Source organism: Dactylosporangium sp. NPDC050688, from assembly GCF_040654515.1.
GTDB lineage: Bacteria > Actinomycetota > Actinomycetes > Mycobacteriales > Micromonosporaceae > Dactylosporangium.
This window is the reverse complement of record NZ_JBFAIC010000069.1, coordinates 43,232-59,961: the sequence shown is the minus strand read 5'-3', so window position 1 is coordinate 59,961 and position 16,730 is coordinate 43,232. Positions and strand designations below refer to the sequence as shown.

General features: G+C 70.9%; 18 protein-coding genes. 12 read left to right on the top strand and 6 right to left on the bottom strand.

Annotation, left to right across the window (positions count from 1 at the left end; all coding sequences use genetic code 11):
• Positions 1 to 280: cupin domain-containing protein (locus AB0H83_RS42255; RefSeq protein WP_360106185.1), on the top strand; the 280-nt coding region annotated here is incomplete at its 5' end.
• Positions 281 to 401: 121 nt separating this feature from the next.
• Here the strand turns inward: AB0H83_RS42255 and csrA are convergent.
• From csrA to flgN, 5 genes are all read right to left on the bottom strand, one after another.
• On the bottom strand, positions 402 to 644 hold the full coding sequence (csrA, locus tag AB0H83_RS42250; protein WP_203847552.1) for a carbon storage regulator CsrA: 243 nt from the start codon (positions 642 to 644) through the stop codon (positions 402 to 404).
• Between the two features lie 70 nt (positions 645 to 714).
• Positions 715 to 1,122, bottom strand: a complete 408-nt coding sequence (locus AB0H83_RS42245) for a flagellar assembly protein FliW (protein WP_360106181.1) — start codon at positions 1,120 to 1,122, stop codon at positions 715 to 717.
• Positions 1,123 to 1,169: 47 nt separating this feature from the next.
• The gene (locus AB0H83_RS42240) at positions 1,170 to 2,030 is read right to left on the bottom strand and encodes a flagellin (RefSeq protein ID WP_360106178.1); all 861 of its coding nucleotides are present in this window, start codon (positions 2,028 to 2,030) and stop codon (positions 1,170 to 1,172) included.
• A gap of 38 nt (positions 2,031 to 2,068) precedes the next feature.
• On the bottom strand, positions 2,069 to 3,466 hold the full coding sequence (gene flgK / locus AB0H83_RS42235; protein ID WP_360106175.1) for a flagellar hook-associated protein FlgK: 1,398 nt from the start codon (positions 3,464 to 3,466) through the stop codon (positions 2,069 to 2,071).
• A complete protein-coding gene (gene flgN, locus AB0H83_RS42230) occupies positions 3,467 to 3,967 on the bottom strand; it encodes a flagellar export chaperone FlgN (RefSeq protein WP_245635669.1) in 501 nt (166 codons plus the stop codon).
• Positions 3,968 to 4,209: 242 nt separating this feature from the next.
• Between flgN and AB0H83_RS42225 the strand changes: the two genes are divergently transcribed.
• The 7 genes from AB0H83_RS42225 (at position 4,210) to AB0H83_RS42195 (ending at position 11,516) form a co-directional block, all read left to right on the top strand.
• Positions 4,210 to 5,043 (top strand): FliA/WhiG family RNA polymerase sigma factor, encoded by an 834-nt coding sequence (locus tag AB0H83_RS42225; protein ID WP_360106191.1) that lies wholly within the window; start codon positions 4,210 to 4,212, stop codon positions 5,041 to 5,043.
• 166 nt (positions 5,044 to 5,209) lie between these two features.
• Positions 5,210 to 6,067, top strand: coding sequence for a flagellin (locus AB0H83_RS42220; protein ID WP_360106171.1), 858 nt, complete (start codon positions 5,210 to 5,212; stop codon positions 6,065 to 6,067).
• A gap of 175 nt (positions 6,068 to 6,242) precedes the next feature.
• Positions 6,243 to 7,100, top strand: coding sequence for a flagellin (locus tag AB0H83_RS42215; RefSeq protein ID WP_360106168.1), 858 nt, complete (start codon positions 6,243 to 6,245; stop codon positions 7,098 to 7,100).
• 69 nt (positions 7,101 to 7,169) lie between these two features.
• Positions 7,170 to 8,534 carry a flagellar filament capping protein FliD gene (gene fliD, locus AB0H83_RS42210; protein WP_360106165.1) on the top strand — a complete coding sequence of 455 codons (1,365 nt, stop codon included), beginning with the start codon at positions 7,170 to 7,172 and terminating at the stop codon, positions 8,532 to 8,534.
• Between the two features lie 41 nt (positions 8,535 to 8,575).
• A complete protein-coding gene (gene fliS, locus AB0H83_RS42205) occupies positions 8,576 to 8,962 on the top strand; it encodes a flagellar export chaperone FliS (protein WP_360106162.1) in 387 nt (128 codons plus the stop codon).
• Positions 8,959 to 9,291, top strand: a complete 333-nt coding sequence (locus tag AB0H83_RS42200) for a hypothetical protein (RefSeq protein ID WP_360106160.1) — start codon at positions 8,959 to 8,961, stop codon at positions 9,289 to 9,291. Before fliS ends, AB0H83_RS42200 begins: the two co-directional genes overlap by 4 nt.
• A gap of 41 nt (positions 9,292 to 9,332) precedes the next feature.
• Positions 9,333 to 11,516, top strand: coding sequence for a glycosyltransferase (locus tag AB0H83_RS42195; protein WP_360106157.1), 2,184 nt, complete (start codon positions 9,333 to 9,335; stop codon positions 11,514 to 11,516).
• A gap of 72 nt (positions 11,517 to 11,588) precedes the next feature.
• Here the strand turns inward: AB0H83_RS42195 and AB0H83_RS42190 are convergent, their stop codons facing one another.
• Positions 11,589 to 13,742 carry an MMPL family transporter gene (locus AB0H83_RS42190; protein WP_360106154.1) on the bottom strand — a complete coding sequence of 718 codons (2,154 nt, stop codon included), beginning with the start codon at positions 13,740 to 13,742 and terminating at the stop codon, positions 11,589 to 11,591.
• Positions 13,743 to 14,019: 277 nt separating this feature from the next.
• On the opposite strand from AB0H83_RS42190, the gene flgB reads away from it, so the two are divergent.
• From flgB to fliF, 4 genes are read left to right on the top strand one after another with little or no spacing between them, the layout of a single operon-like run.
• The gene (flgB, locus tag AB0H83_RS42185) at positions 14,020 to 14,382 is read left to right on the top strand and encodes a flagellar basal body rod protein FlgB (protein ID WP_360106151.1); all 363 of its coding nucleotides are present in this window, start codon (positions 14,020 to 14,022) and stop codon (positions 14,380 to 14,382) included.
• Positions 14,383 to 14,384: 2 nt separating this feature from the next.
• Entirely contained in the window at positions 14,385 to 14,789 is a 405-nt protein-coding gene (locus AB0H83_RS42180; RefSeq protein ID WP_360106148.1) for a flagellar basal body rod C-terminal domain-containing protein, read from the top strand.
• Positions 14,790 to 14,791: 2 nt separating this feature from the next.
• Positions 14,792 to 15,112 (top strand): flagellar hook-basal body complex protein FliE, encoded by a 321-nt coding sequence (gene fliE, locus AB0H83_RS42175; protein WP_360106145.1) that lies wholly within the window; start codon positions 14,792 to 14,794, stop codon positions 15,110 to 15,112.
• The gene (gene fliF / locus AB0H83_RS42170; protein ID WP_360106143.1) at positions 15,112 to 16,725 is read left to right on the top strand and encodes a flagellar basal-body MS-ring/collar protein FliF; all 1,614 of its coding nucleotides are present in this window, start codon (positions 15,112 to 15,114) and stop codon (positions 16,723 to 16,725) included. Before fliE ends, fliF begins: the two co-directional genes overlap by 1 nt.
• Positions 16,726 to 16,730: the final 5 nt, after the last annotated feature.

Here is a 16,730-nt window from a genome sequence, read left to right as displayed (position 1 = left end):
CGTCCTGCACGGCGTCGGCCGGGTGCAGCGCCGGGGCGGCCCGATCCATGAGGTGCGCGCCGGGGACACCGTCGTCGTCGAGGCCGGTGAGTGGCACTGGCACGGCGCCGCGCCGAACACGTTCATGGCGGTGGTGTCGGCCCACGAGACCGGACCGGACGGCGCCGGCACGGAATGGGGCGAGCACGTGACCGACGCCGAGTACCGGCTGCCACCGCTCACCGCGACGATCCGTCGGCCGGACGCGGACCGGGTCCCGCAGCGCGAGGCGTGCTGGTAGCGGCTGCGGGTGGCGCGCACGGCACGCGCGTCACACTGCCGACGTGATTCCCGCACGTCAGCGTGCTGAGAGACGGGTGACCCGTGGCCACCGACCGCCTCGACGGCCTGGTCGACGGCCGCTACTGCTGCTCGACGTCGGCGCGGAGCATGCGGCTGAGGGCCCGCACGGCGACGTCGCTGGGCGACGCGGCCTCACGGTTGACCTTCTGCAGCTCCCGGTAGACCTCTTCACGGTGGACCTGGATGCTGCGCGGCGCCTTGATGCCCAGCCGCACCACGTCGCCGCGCACGTCGAGCACGGTGACGACGACGTCGTCACCGACCATCACGCTTTCCCCGGGACGTCGGGTCAGGACGAGCACAAGCCGCTCCTTCGCTGGGCGATACGCGAACAGTACCCGATATGCCGGTTCAGCAGGCCGGGAACCCCGATCAGGCGACGGCCACGAGCTTCTGGCGCACCGACAGCCCGCTGCGGCCGAGCACCAGCTGCACGGCACGGCGGCTGCGCTGGTCCAGCACGATCGGCGCCATCAGGTTGACGGTGGCGTCCTGCACGCCGTCGCCGGCCGTGACGACGAGCAGGACGAGCAGGTCGGACGCGTCACTGGCGCCGAGCGCGGCCAGCGCGTCGTCATCGATCTCCGGCGCGTAGTCGGGGAAGAACTGCGCCGGCGGCACGACCAGGAACCGCAGGCCGGCCGAGTCGACGGAGGTGAGGGCGTACAGCATGCCGGTGTCCTCGAGGCGGACGAGCACGAACCGGCGGTCGTCCGGGAAGCCCGGCATCGGCGCTACGAAATCGATCACCGGCAGCGTGGTGGTCTCAGGGTGTCCCACGGTAGCGACGCTCATGGATTCCTCACGTGATGTGCGTGCAGCGCGGCCTACCGCAGGAAGTCGACCAGCGAAGGCTGGATCACCTTCGCGGTGGCGGCGAGTGCGGCCTGGTAGGCGGCCTGCTGCAGGGCGAGTTCGGTGATCGTCTTCGGCAGGTCGATGTCCTCGACATCGGACAGCTGCGCCCGCAGATCGAGCACCCTGTTCTGGGCATTTTGCTGCATTTCGGACACTTGATTGTATCTGGAGCCGACCCCGGAGAGGCCCGCCTGGACGCGTTTCTGCGCCGTGTCGACCTCGGCCAGGTCGGCCTGCAGCCCCGCGGGGTTGCGGCGCAGGTCGTCGGCGATCTTGCCGAGCAGGTTGAACACGTTGCCGGGCTCGGGCCCGAAGACCGCCTCGGCCCCGGTGTCGACCCGCACGGTGGCGTTGCCGCTGATCGTACGGTTGATCTTGCCGTCGTCGCCCTGGTACACACCGTTCTTGTCGTACGCGATGGAGCCCGCCGTGCTGCCGCCGAAGATCGGCCGGTCCAGGTACGTGGTGTTCGACAGGTTGATCATCGACTCGCGCAGGTTGTCGACCTCCAGCGCGATCGCCTCCCGCGCCTCGGCGCTGCCCGACGAGCCGCTCGACAGCCCGGACAGCACCAGCTCGCGGGCCCGGTTCAGCTGGCTCGAGGCGCTGGTCAGCGCGGTGTCGGCCATGCTCAGCCAGCCGATGCCGTCGTCGGCGTTGCGCGAGTACTGATTGAGCGTCGCCATGTCGGCGCGGTGCTGCATCGCGATCACCGCGCCGCCGGGCGAGTCCGACGCCTTGGTCAGCAGCTTGCCGCTGGACAGCTGCTCCTGCAGCTGCTGGTTGCGGGCCAGGTTGACCTGCAGGTTCGCCAGCGTGTTGCTGGCCATGGAGCGTTCCGTGACGCGGAAGCCGGGCATCCGTTCCCCTACCGTTTCATGTTGATCAGCGAGTCGAGCGTGGTGTCGATCACCGAGATGACCCTCGCCGCGGCCTCGTACGCCCGCTGGAACTGCAGCATGTTGGTCATCTCCTCATCCAGGCTGACCCCGGACTCGGCCTGCTCCGCGGCGGTCACGTCGTCGGAGATGACCTGCTGGGCGTCGGCGCGCCGGTTGATCGTCTGCGCCGCGATGCCGATGTCCACCACGAAGTTGCGGTACCTGACGTCCGCGCCGCTCGGGTCCTTCGCGAGGTTCGCCATCGCGATCGCGTTGTCGCCCTGGAACGGGTTGGTGGCCGTGCCGGACGCCGCGACCTTCGACGGGTCGTCGATCGCCACGCCGATGTTCCGGGCGTCCGTGCCCGAGAAGAAGTCGCCGCCCGGCACCGGGGTCGGCGTCGTGGCCGGCGGCACGACGGTGATGTCCCAGCCCTTGGCATGCTGGGTGTTGACGGTCGAGATGAGCAGGCCGGCCACCGTGTCCAGGCCTTGCACCGCGTCCGGGACGGTCGTGGTCAGCGCCTCCAGCCGCGAGGCGATCCGGCCGGTGGTGATGGCCGCGACGGGGCCGCCGACGAACTGCACCTGCACCGGCGCGGCCGTCCGGCCGTCCACGGTGGTGGAGCCGACCGCCTCCAGCTTTCGCGCCGTGTCGCCCTGCACGATCACGGCGCCGGCGAGCAGCACGTCGGCGCTGCCGTCCGGCTTGAGCCGGGCGGTCGCGCCGGTCAGCTCCGACAGCCGCAGCACCAGCTGGTCGCGCTTGTCGGACAGCTCGTTGGTCGGCATGTCGGCGCCCTTGGCCAGTGCGATGCGGGTGTTGAGGTCGGCGATGCCGGCGGTGGTCTGGTTGACCACGTCGACGTCGGCGTCGAGCTGCTCGCGGGTGGCGGTGTACAGGTCGCCGAGGTTGGCCCGGGTGGTGCGCATCGTCCCGGCGACCGTGTTGGCCCGCGCGAGCAGCTGGGTGCGGGCCGAGGCGTCGCCGGGCCGGTTCGCCACGTCGGACCAGGCGTTCCAGTACTCCGACAGCTGCGCCTGCAGGCCGGTGTCGCTGGGCTCGCCGAGCGCCTGCTCGATGTTGCCGTACACGATCCTCTGCGCCTGCAGGTACTCGTTGAGCCCGTGCTCGGCCCGGGTGCGGTTGGTCATGAACTCGTTGTGCAGCCGGGTGAGGCCGGTGATCCTGACGCCGTCGCCGACCCCGCTGCTGAGCGAGTACCGGGCCGGCTCGGTGACGTTCTCGACCGGGGACAGCTCCACCCGCTGCCGCGAGTAGCCCTCGGTGTTGACGTTGGCGATGTTCTGGCCGGTGACGTCCAGCGCCCGGCGCTGCGCGTAGAGCGCCGACAGCGCGGTGTTCAGTCCGGAGAAGGTGCTCATCTACATCGCCTCGTCAATCAGCCGGGTACGGGGAGCCGACCCGACGGTCTGCCCCCGCCGCCCGTAGGTCTCCACGGAACCGGCGACGGCCAGCATCGTCTCGCGGGCGGCCCGCGCGCCGGTGGTGAGGATGTCGCGGTTGGCCTCGGCGAGCGCGCTGACCTCGGCGGTCAGCGTCAGGAACGCCATGCGGTGCTGGTTGAGCAGGTCCGACCACGGCGCCGGGGACGCCTCGGCGAGCTGGGTGAGGCTCGGGTTGGGGCCCAGCCCGAGGGAGGCGCCGATCGCCTCAACCTCCGCCGCGCGCACGACCTCGGTGCGGCGGATCTCCTCCAGCACGACCTCGACCTCGCGGGTGGCGTGCGCGAGCCAGCGGGTGCGCCCACCGGCCAGCACGAGCTGCTCCTCCTCGAGCTTGAACAGCAGCAGCTCCAGCATCTCCCGCTCGCGCCACAGGATGCTCGCGAGATCCGCCAGCCCCATGCGTGTGCCGCCCTTCAACCGCGTCCTCGTTCGCTTCACCCACATAGGTCGGCAGGTCGATACGAGGGTTGAGTACAACCTCCCCGCAACTTTGCGTCACCGCTGCATGCACCCACGGCTGCCGAGTCTGGTGATCGACCAACTCCTGCCACGAAGAGGTTGCCGTGACCGTCACCACCGAAGCCACCACCGACGCCACCTCCGACGCCACGGCCGGCACCCGGCTCGAGACCGGGGAGCGGACCCCGGCCGCGACCACGCTGACGCCCGCCGAGCTGGACGCCGCCGTCCGCGCGCACCTGCCGCTCGTCGGCCACCTGGTCCGCGAGATGCTCGGCCGGCTGCCCTCCCACGTCTCCCGCGAAGACCTCGTCTCCGCCGGCATGGCCGCCCTCGCCCACGCCGCCAAAGGCTTCGACCCCAGCCGCGGCATCCCCTTCGGCAGCTTCGCCACCACCCGCATCCGCGGCGCCCTCCTCGACGAACTGCGCGGCCTCGACTGGGCCAGCCGATCCGTCCGCACCCGCGCCCGCAAGGTCGAAACCACCCAACAGGAACTCACCGCCACCCTCGGCCGCACCCCCACCCAGACCGAACTGGCCGAGGCTCTCGGGATCGCGCCGGACGGGCTCAAGAGCATCGACGACGACGTACAGCGGGCCGTGGTGCTGTCGCTGCAGGGGTTCGCCGCGGGCACCGCCGAGGACCTGGTGCCCGAGCGGACCCCGGGACCCGAGGAGCTGATCCTGCACCGGGAGCGCATCGGGTACCTGCACCACGCGATCAGTGCACTGCCGGACCGGCTGCGCCAGGTCATCACGGCGTACTTCTTCGACGAACGCCCGATGAACGACATCGCGCGCGAGCTGGGCGTGACGGAGAGCCGGATCAGCCAGCTGCGCTCCGAGGCGCTCGTGCTGCTGCGCGACGGGCTCAACAACCACCTCGACCCGCACCTGGTGGCCGCCCGGGACCGCGCCGGCGGCTGCGTCGCCCGCCGGCTGGAGGCGTACTACAACCGGATCGCGGACCAGGGTGACCTGAGTGCCCGGCTGGCACGCACCTCGCCGCTGGGCATCCCGTACAGCGCGTGACGAGAAGACCCGGTTCCCCTGCGGAACCGGGTCTTCTCCGGTTATAGTTGCGTTGCGGAAAATTTCTTCCGCAGATTCCTCATCTGCCGGGCCCTGACACCGATGTCGTGGGCGAGCGGGCCAGGGACGGCCCGCTCGGTATGGCCCGCATCAAGGAGGAATCACCATGGGTCTTCGCATCAACAACAACATCGCCGCACAGAACGCCTACCGGAACCTGTCGGTCACCGACAGTCAGATGAGCAAGTCGCTGGAGAAGCTGTCCTCGGGTTTCCGGATCAACCGGGCGGCGGACGACGCGGCCGGCCTGTCGATCAGTGAGGGCCTGCGCTCGCAGATCGGTGGCCTGAAGGTCGCGGTGCGCAACGCGCAGGACGGCATCTCGGTCGTGCAGACCGCTGAGGGCGCGCTCACCGAGACGCACTCGATCCTGCAGCGCATGCGTGACCTGTCCGTGCAGGCGTCGTCCACGGGCTCGCAGGACACCGACGCCCGCACCGCCGCGCAGACCGAGTTCACCCAGCTGAATGCTGAGCTGGACCGGATCGCCACCACCACGGCGTTCGGCGGGCAGAAGTTGCTCGACCCGTCGGGCGCGTACACCGGCACGTTCCAGGTCGGCGCCAACACGGCGTCCGCAGACCAGATCGCAGTGGACCTCGGCACCGCCGCCTTCGGTGGCGTCACCGCCGTGACCGGCTTCGACTCGACCGGCCTCGGGGTCGTCTCGCTCGACCTCGTGACGGGCGCGTCGGCGGCCATCACCGCGATCGACGATGCGATCAAGGGTATTTCGACCGCTCGGGCCACGCTCGGTGCATACCAGAACCGGTTCGAGCACACCATCAACAACCTCAACGTCGCCGTGGAGAACCTGTCCGCCTCGGAGTCGCGCATCCGGGACACGGACATGGCCTCCGAGATGGTGTCGTTCACCCGCTCACAGATCCTGACCCAGGCCGGCACCAGCATGCTGGCCCAGGCCAACCAGGCGCCGCAGAACGTCCTCTCGCTGCTGCGCTGAGGAACTTGAGTCGATGACCTGACGAGGGCATGACAGGGCACGGCACCCAGCCAGGGCGCCGTGCCCTGCCAGTTGTGCACGGGCGTGGCCGTTTCTCCTCAACTCTTCGCGGACCCCGCCGATCTGCCCCGTGAACAGGCCACGGAGGGCCGACCGAGCTCAAGGAGGAACTGACATGGGTCTTCGGATCAACAACAACATCGCCGCGCAGAACTCCTACCGGAACCTCTCCGTGACGGACAGCCAGATGAGCAAGTCGCTGGAGAAGCTGTCCTCCGGTTTCCGGATCAACCGGGCGGCGGACGACGCGGCCGGCCTGTCGATCAGTGAGGGCCTGCGCTCGCAGATCGGTGGCCTGAAGGTCGCGGTGCGCAACGCGCAGGACGGCATCTCGGTGGTACAGACCGCTGAGGGCGCGCTCACCGAGACGCACTCGATCCTGCAGCGCATGCGTGACCTGTCCGTGCAGGCGTCGTCCACGGGTTCGCAGGACTCCGACGCGCGCACCGCCGCGCAGACCGAGTTCGCCCAGCTGAACCAGGAGCTGGACCGCATCGCGACGACGACCGCGTTCGGCGGGCAGAAGCTGCTCGACCCGTCGGCGTCCTACGTCGGCACGTTCCAGGTGGGTGCCAACACCGCGACCGCGGACCAGATCACGGTCAGTCTCGGCACCGCCGCGTTCGGCGGGGTCACGGTCGTGACCGGCTTCGACTCGACCGGGCTCGGGGTGGCCGCCCTGGACCTGGTGACCGGCGCGTCCGTGGCGATCGCCGCGATCGACGACGCGATCAAGGGTGTCTCCACCGCCCGGGCCACGCTCGGTGCGTACCAGAACCGCTTCGAACACACCATCAACAACCTCAACGTCGCGGTGGAGAACCTCTCCGCGTCCGAGTCACGCATCCGGGACACGGACATGGCACAGGAGATGGTCTCCTTCACCCGCTCGCAGATCCTGACCCAGGCCGGCACCAGCATGCTGGCCCAGGCCAACCAGGCACCGCAGAACGTGCTGTCGCTGCTGCGCTGACAGCGCTCGTAAGGCGGGGAGGGGACCCAGATTTCCTCCCCGCACGCTTTGTCCCACGGAGGTACCAGCATGGCAACCGGAAGCGTCGACGGCCTCATCTCAGGCATGAGCACCTCGGCCGTCATCAGCGGCCTGATGCAGGTCGAGGCCGCGCCGCAAACCGCGCTCAAGGCCAAGGTCGCCACGCAGCAGAAGGTTGTCAGCGCGTACCAGGGCATCAACACCAAGATGCAGGCGCTGCTCACCGCGGCCAAGGCGATCGGCGACCCCACCGCCTGGAAGGGCGGCGTCGCCACGTCGAGCTCCGACGCCGCCACGGCCTCGACCACCGCGTCGAGCAGCACGCAGAGCGGCTCGCTCACCTTCCGCGTCAACCACCTGGCGACGGCGCACTCCATCGTGTTCGACACGCCGGTCGACGCGACGACCGACACGATCATGAACGGCTCGTCGTTCCAGATCAACTTCGCCGGCGGGCCGAAGACGGTCAACGTCACCGACACCTCGCTGCAGGGCGTCGTCGACGCGATCAACAAGACCCCCGACCTCGGCGTGAAGGCCACCGCCTTCCAGGTCTCCCCCGGCAAGTACACGATGCAGATCACCTCGACGTCGCTCGGCGTGCAGTCCAAGTTCGACCTGGGCGGCTCGCCGTTCAGCGGTCTCGGCGCCGTCACGCCGGTCACCGAGGGCTCCGACGCCGAGCTGACCATCGGCGACGCGGCGACCCCGCTCAAGGTGACGTCGTCGTCGAACACGTTCAAGGACCTCATGGGCGGCCTGTCCGTGACCGCGGTCAAGGAGCAGTCGGCCACCGACCCGCCGGTGACGGTCACCGTCGCCCGCGACACCGAGGGCGTCGCCACCAAGGTGCAGGCGATGGTCGACGCGGCGAACGCGGCGCTGTCGGAGATCGCCACGCAGACCAAGAACAAGAGCGGCGCGGTCCCCGGCGGTCCCCTCGCCGGCAACAGCATCATGTCGCAGGTCGCCACCCGGGTGCTCAACACCGTCTCGGGCGGCACCGGGACCAACGGCAGCTTCAAGGACATCGGCATCGAGCTGACCCGCGACGGCCGGCTGACGTTCGACAAGGCGAAGTTCACCGCGGCGCTCACCGCCGACCCGGACAAGACGCAGGCGCTGTTCATCGACGCCGCCGAGTCCGACGTCACCAGGAAGAACGGCCTCGCCGACCGGATGACCGCCGTGGCGGACAAGGCGACGCAGACCAACACCGGCACGCTGTCCCGCCTGATCATCAGCGGCAACGACGCCATCACGGAGCTCAACCACCGCGTCGACGACTGGGACGTCCGGCTGCAGGCCCGGCAGGCGGCGCTGCAGAAGCAGTTCGGCGCGATGGAGACCGCGCTGGGCAAGCTCAAGAACCAGAGCTCCTGGCTGGCGGGCCAGCTCGCCTCGCTCGGCTAGGCCGATTCCCCCTCAGGCCCTGGAAAGAGCACGGAGATCGCATGACCACACAAGCCCTGCGCAACCGCTACGTCAGTGACAGCGTCGCGACCGCGCCCCCCTCCCGGCTGCTCGTGATGCTGTACGACCGGCTCGTGCTCGACCTGATGATCGCCGGCCAGTCCCTGGAACAGGGCGACCGGCCGACGGCATCGGGGCGGATCCAGCACGCCCAGGAGATCATCATGGAGCTGCGGGCGACGCTGGACACGTCCGCGTGGAGCGGCGGGCCCGGCCTCGCGGCGCTGTACAGCTTCCTCATCACCGAGCTGGTCCAGGCGAACGTGACCGGCGACCGCGGCAAGGTCGAGTCCGTGCAGAGCTTCGCCGAGCAGCTGCGCGACGCGTGGCGGGAGGCGGCGGCGCAGGTCATCGGGGCCGGGCCGTGACACCCCCGGACGAGAGGTGGGACGGCGCGTGGGCCGCCGCCCTCGACGCGATGGAGCTCGAGACGGACCAGGTCGAGCAGCTGCTGCGGCACCGCGACGTGCTGGAGACCGCGCCGGTGACGCCGGTGACGTTCACGCCGCCGGAGGGGCTCGGGCCGTTGCCGCTGGCGCTCGCGGACCGGGCCCGCCGGCTCGTGCAGCGCCAGCTGGACCTGTCCCGGGAGCTGACGATCGCGATGGCGGGCAACCGCCAGCAGGCCCGGCTGGTCAACCGGCTGCACCGCGAGGCGGCCGGCGCGGTGCCCGTGTTCGTCGACAACCGCACCTGAAAAGCACTGGAATTGCGCCCGAAAATGCCGATGGTGCCGGCATGACCCATATCCCGGTGTCCGTGATCGTCGCCGCCGGGGGCACCCCCGATGACTTCCACGCCTGCCTGCAGTCGCTGCGGCCCACCCTCGGCCTGCACGACGAGGTCGTGTGCGTGCTGCCACCGGACCGCCCCGACCTGCGCGCCGAGCTGCGCGGCGAGACCTGGCTACGGGTGCTGGAGCCGGCCGCCGGCTCCGGTGCCGCCGGCCGCTGGTCCGCCGGGGTCGACGCCACCCGCCACCCGGTCGTCGTGCTGGTCGACGGCGACGTGATCCTGTCGGCGCACTGGCTGGACCCGGTGCTGGAGCCGTTCCACGACCCGGCCGTCGTCGCCACCGGCCCCAGCTGCCAGCACACGTTCGGCCCGCAGCAGGTGCAGCTGCCGGACAAGGCGATGACCAGCCCGGCGGCGTTCAAGACCTACGCCCGGCAGTGGCGCCAGGAGCACCGCGACGAGTTCAGCGACGTCGACCGGCTCGGACCGGTGTGCGTGGCGATCCGCCGCGACGCCCTGGCGATCGCCGGCGGCCCCACCGCGGACCTGCCCTGGGACGCGCTCGCCGAGCAGGGCCGGATCACCATCGCGCACGCCGCGCTCGTCGCGCACGTGGCCTCGCCCGCCTGCGGGCTGCGCACCGACCTCGTCGACGCCCCGGACGCCCCGCTGATCAGCGCGTCGCTCATCGTCAAGGACGAGGCCGACGTGCTGGGCCGGTCCCTCGACGCGATCCGCGACCTGGTCGACGAGATCGTCGTGTACGACACCGGCTCCACCGACGACACCGTGGCGATCGCCCGGGCCCACGGCGCCCGCGTCGTCGAAGGCTTCTGGAACGACCACTTCGGCGACGCCCGCAACCGCTCGCTGGATCACTGCCGCGGCCGCTGGGTGCTGTGGATCGACGCGGACGAGGTCTTCACCGGCGACCGCCGCGCGGTCCGGGAGACGGTCGAGCGCGCCGACGGCAGGGCGTTCCTGGCGCTCATCGAGAACCGGGAGGGTCACGAGGGCGGCAGCGGCTCCAGCGCCATCTACTACCCGCGACTGTTCCGCCGGGCGCAGGCGCGCCTGTACGGCCGGCTGCACGAACAGGTCCTGGACCGCATCACCGGGCAGGGCCTCATGGGCCCGCACCTGCCGGACCTGGTGCTCGACCACTCCGGGTACACGCGGCTGCGCCGGGTGGTGAAGAGCAAGACCGAACGCAACCTGCGCCTGGCGCAGCTCGCCGTGGACGACGTCACCGGCATGACCGCCGTGGGCAACCTGGCCCGCTCCCAGATCAGCTCCGGCCACGTCGAGGAGGCGATCGCCACCTCCCGGCGCGGCCTCGCCGAGGCGAAGGAGCGCAGCCACCGGGTGCTGTTCCTGAAGATCCTGGCCGACGCGTACCTCGCCCTGGACCGCGTCGCCGAGGCGGCCGCGGTGATCGAGGACCTGCGCGCGATCGCCACGAACCCGGCCACGGTCGGCGAGCACGAGGTCAAGCTCCGCTTCGTCGAGGGCGACTACGAGCGCGCCCTGGAGATCATCGAGGAGCTGCCCGAGTCGGGCGTCAACGACCTGCTGTACGGCGTCGGCAAGGACCGCTTCGCCGGCCTGCGGATCGACGCGCTGAGCCGCCTGGACCGGCACCCGGAGGCCGCCCTGCACCTGCGGGAGACCCTGCGCAAGGGCCAGGTGCCCGTGCCGGTGGCCCGGATGGCGCAGATCCTCGGCGCCGCCGGCGGCAGCCTGGCCGAGGTCGCCGAGCTGCTGCCCCGCTCGGGGGTGCGCGGGCTGCTGTTCAGCATCGCCGAGGCCCCGCCGGAGGCCGCCGACGAGCTGCTCGAGGCGTTGTGGCGGCGGTACCCGGGTGAGCCGACGGTGCTGAGCGTGGCCGCGCGGGTCGGCCGGCTGGTCCCGCTGATCCGCGCGATGGAGTGGTCGGCCCGGCTGCGCCAGCACGGCTTCGCCGAGCGCTGCACGCTGCTGGCGCTGTCCGGCGATCCGCGGCGCACCCCGCGGGAGCGGACCCTCGCAGCGGCGATCGCCCTGGAGATGTTCCACGACGAGGCGGCGCTGCCGCTGCTGAGCGACGCCCTGTCGGCGGTGCCGGACGAGCAGAGCGCCCCGGTGCTGGAGGAGATGCGCATCCTGGCCCCGAGGGTGTCGGGGTCGGTCGAGCTGGCTGACGCCTGAAAGCCCGCTGCGACGACGCGGCCGGCCGGCACCGTTTGCGCGGTGCCGGCCGGCCTTCCCCCTGCAGCTGGATCAGCGCCCGGCGCCGACCAGCTCCCCCTCGATCACGGGCGCCGGTGCCGGCGGCACCTCGCGGCGGCGCATGAAGCGCGGCGCCCACCAGTTCGCGTTGCCCAGCAGCGTCATCAGCGACGGCAGCACCACCGCACGGATGATGGTCGCGTCGAGCAGGATCGCGGCGGCCAGGCCGACGCCGAGCTGCTTCATGTCCACGGTGCTCAGCGTGGCGAAGATGGAGAACACCGCCACCATCACGATCGCCGCGCTGGTGACCACGCCGGCGGAGCCGGTGATGCCGTGCGCCACCGCGTCGCGGGTGGACATGCCCTGCCGGACCGCCTCGCGGATGCGGCTGACGACGAACACGTGGTAGTCCATCGACAGGCCGAACAGCACCACGAAGAGGAACAGCGGCAGCCACGACACGACCGCGTCCATGGACTTGAAGCCCAGGATGCCCTCGGCCCAGGTGCCCTGGAAGATGAGTACCACGAGGCCGTAGGAGGCGCCGGCGGAGAGCAGGTTCAGCCCGATCGAGGTGACCGCGACGACCACCGAGCGGAACGTGAACGCCATGACCAGGAACGTCAGCACCAGCACGAAACCCACCACGAGCGGCAGCTTCTGCTTGACGTGCCCGGCGTAGTCGACGTCGGCGCCGACGAACCCGCCGACGGCCGCGTCGGTGCCCGCCGTCACGCCCGGCACCTTGCCGACGGTCTGCGGGACCATGACCTCGCGCAGCCGGGTCAGGGACTCCTTGGCCTCCTCGGAGCGGCCGGCGAACGGGGTGGCGACGTCGAGCACTGCGACCTTGCCGTCGGCGGAGACCTCGATGTCCGGCTCAGCGCCCGCCGGAAGGTCCAGCGGCGCGAACAGCGGGTCGGCGGCGGCGGTCCTTGCCAGCTCGGTGAGCGCGGCCTTCGTGGCGTCGAGCTGGCCGGCCGGGATGCGGACGGCGACGACGTGCACGGTGCCGTTGCTCGGGTACGCCTTGACCAGCCGGTCGTACGCCTGCATCGCCGGCGTGGTGCGCGGCAGGTCCTCCATGCCGGGGAAGCTCAGCCGCATGGTCAGCGCCGGCGCCGCGAGGGCCAGCAGGGCGAGGACCGACACGACGAGGGTGGCCGCCGGCCGGCGCAGGGCGGGCCGCAGGATGAAGCTCCAGATCCGGGACTGGCCCTCGGCCGCGCCGCGGGGCCGGGTGAGGCGCCACAGCACCGGCACGCGGGGCCGGTCGATCCAGCGGCCCAGCTTCGACAGCAGCGCGGGCAGGACGGTCAGCGAGCCGATCACGGAGACCAGCACGACCAGGATCGAGCCGATGGCGAGCGACGAGAAGACGATGTCACCGGCGAGGAACAGCCCGGCCATCGCGATCGTCACGGCGATGCCGGAGACGACCACGGCGTGCCCGGAGGTCTCGGCGGCGATCTCGACCGCGTCCAGGTGCTTGCGGCCCTTCGCCCGTTCCTCGCGCTCCCGGCGCAGATAGAACAGCGAGTAGTCGACGCCGACGGCCATGCCGATGAGCAGGATGACGCTGGCGGTCGTGTCGGTCGACGGGACCAGGTGCGAGGCGAGGGTCGACAGGCCGAGCGCGGCCGCGACCGAGGACAGCGCGAGCAGCACCGGCACGCCGGCGGCGATGAGCGCGCCGAACGCGACGATGAGGATCGCGAACGTCACCGGCAGGCTGAGGAACTCGGCCCGCTGGAAGTCCTTGCCGAGAGTCTCGTCCATGGCCTGGCCGATGGACTCGCCGCCGGTCTCCTCGACCCGCAGCTGCGGGTGGGCCCGCTGCACGCCGGCGGTGGCGTCGCGCAGCTTGCCGACGCGGTCCTGGGCGGTCTCGGGGTCGCCGCTCATGGTGACCCGGACCAGCAGCGCGCCGCCGTCGTGGGAGAGCAGCGGGTCGCTCACGGAGGCGACCTCGGGCAGCGCCTTCATCGCGGCGGTCACGTCGGCGGCGGCCTTGTCGGCGGCGCCGCGGTCCAGGGTGCCGGCGAGCGGCGTGATGAGGACGCTCTCGGTCGCCGGGTGGTCGAACTTGCCCTCGTCGACGATGACGTCGGCCCGGCCGGACTCGCCGATCGCCTGGTCGGCGTTGCTCGCCTCGACGGTCCCCGCCATGTTGCCACCGATGAAGCAGACAGCGACGAACACGACCCACAGTGCGATTGCGCGCCAAGGGTGCTCCGCGCTCCAGCGCGCCACCCGTACGGTAACTGGTCTCTTCTCCACGTGAAGAGACGCTATGGATCGGCGGCGCCGGAAACATCCGGGCTACACCCCGCCCGCACCCGGATCCGGACCGTGGGGGTTTTCCCCGAGGCCGAAATCCTCAAGCCCCGGTGAGCGGCGCCGATACCTCTGACGAGCAAGGATCGCTCATCACAGCAGCCAAGGACCGGCGACACACCGCAAGCAGCACCGTTTTCCGGTGGACGGGAGCCTCCCTGCCGTGTTCGAAGACGTCACCTCGGTCACCCTGCACAGCGCCCTGACAGGGCTCGCGAAGCGGCAGCGGGTCATCGCCGACAACATCGCCAACATCGAGACCCCCGGGTTCCTCGCCGGGCGGGTGTCGTTCGAGGACTCGCTGCGCACCGCGGTCGAGGCCGGCACGCCGCAGAACGCGACGATCGCCGTGGCCCGGTCGCTGGAGCCGACCCGCGAGGACGGCAACAACGTCAACCTCGACCACGAGGTGCTCTCCAACGTCGACACCGGCCTGCGGTACCAGACGATGCTGCGCGGCGTGGACGACAAGTTCGTGCTGCTGCGCACCGCGATCAGGGGCTGACCATGACCATCTTCAGCGCGATCGGCATCGCCGGCACCGGCGTGACCGTCCACCGCAAGTGGCTCGACGCGATCGCCGACAACGTCGCCAACATGAACGACGCCGCGCCGACCGCCGGGCAGGTGTTCCGCGCCCGGTACGTGCAGGCCCGCGCGGTCGACTACGGCACCGGCGAGGGCGGCGTGGTGGTCGCCGGCACCGCGCTCGGCGACGCCAAGGGCCGCCTGGTGTACGAGCCGGAGAACCCGCTGGCGGACCGGGAGGGCTACGTGAAGTACCCCGACATCGACCTCGGTTCGCAGATGACACAGATGATCATGGCGCAGCGCGGCTACCAGGCGAACCTGACCGTCGTCGACCGGGCCAAGGACGCGTACCAGGCCGCGATCCAGATCGGGAAGGGCTGATCATGACCGTCTCCGCCGTCCCCGCCGTCGGCGCGCTGCCGGCGCTGTCCCCGATCAGCGCGTCCGACAGCGCATCCGGCCAGGCCGGCCCCTCGTCCTCCGGCGCCGACTTCGGCGCCATGGTGGCGCAGGGTCTGCAGCGGCTGCAGCAGGTCCAGGACACCGCCGACGACCTCGCCGTGCAGGCCGCCACCGGCCGCCTCACCGACGTGCACGACTACATGATCGCCGCGACCGAGGCGAGCCTCGCGACCAGCCTCACCGTCGCCGTGCGGAACAGGGCCCTGGACGCCTTCAACGAGATCATGAGGATGCAGGCCTGATGCGCGACCGGCTCACCGCCCTCATGCGGCGGGGGACGGACGGATGGAAGTCGTTCACCCCCGGGCAGCGGGCCGTCACCATCTTCGCCGTGCTGGCCCTGGCGATCGGTGGCTACTTCTTCGCGACGTGGGCCGGCAAGCCGACCATGGCGCCGCTGTTCTCGAACCTCGCGGCCAGCGACGCCAGCGCGATCGTCGACCGGCTCAACGCCGAGGGTGTCACCTACACCCTGTCCGACGGCGGCAGCACCATCAACGTGCCCAGCGACCAGGTGTACAACCTGCGGATCTCGATGAGCGGCGCCGGGCTGCCCGCCTCCGGCGACGCGGGCTACGCGCTGCTGGACAAGCAGGGCATCATGACCAGCGAGTTCATGCAGCAGATCACCTACCGCCGCGCGCTGGAGGGTGAGCTCGGCAAGACCATCGAGGCGATCAACGGCGTCAACAAGGCCACCGTGCACCTGGCGATCCCACAGAAGGACGTCTTCACCGACGACCAGATCGCGCCGACCGCGTCGGTGCTCGTGGACACCGGCACCAAGCCCCTGCCCGGCGGCGCCGTCACCTCGATCGTGCACCTCGTCTCCTCCAGCGTCGAAGGGCTGGAGCCGGCCGCGGTCACCGTCGTCGGCGCCAACGGCAAGGTGCTGTCCGGCTCCGGCGACGACTCGGGCTCCGCCGACGGGCCGTCGGGCCAGACGTCGGCGTACGAGCAGCGCCTCAACACCGCGCTGCAGCGCATGCTCGACACCGTCGTCGGCCCGGGGCACTCCGTCGTGCAGGTGACCGCCGACCTCGACTTCGACGCCACGGAGACCAAGACCCAGACGTACGTCGCGGACCCGGCCGTGCCGCCACTGTCGGAGTCGAAGACCTCCGAGCAGTACACGGGCGGCAACGGCACCCCGGTCGGCGGCGTCCTGGGCCCCGACAACATCCAGGTGCCCAACGGCACTGGCGCCGGTGGGGACGGCACGTACCAGCAGACCACCGAGACCCGCAACAACGCCGTCGGCATGGTCACCGAGACGAAGAAGTCCGCGCCCGGGGCGGTGAAGAAGCTCGCCGTCGCCGTCATCGTCGACAGCTCCGCGGCGAGGATCGATGAGGCGCAGCTGCAGCAGCTGGTCTCCTCCGCCGTCGGCCTCGACGCGACCCGCGGCGACCAGATCGCGGTCAGCTCGATGGCGTTCGACACCACCAGGTCCGAGGCCGAGCAGAACGCGGCCAAGGAGGCGGCGAAGGCCGAGCAGAGCCGGCTGCAGCAGAAGTACATCCAGATGGGCCTGATCATCCTGGCGCTGCTGATCCTGCTGATCGTCGCGGCGATCTCCGGCCGCCGGCGGCGCAAGGCCGAGAAGGCCAAGCTCACCGACCAGCAGAACGCGGCGCTGGAGGAGATGCAGGCGGCGATCGAGGCGGCCCGCGCCAAGCTGGCCCTGGAGGGCCACGGCGGCATCGGCGGCGTCCACGCCCTCGAAGGCGCCGGCGGCCCCGGCGAGGAGTTCGACCGCGACGGCCGTTTCCGCGACATCACCCAGATGGTCGAGAAGCAGCCCGATGAGGTGGCCCAGCTGCTGCGCGGCTGGCTCGCCGACCGCCGCGGATGAGCCCG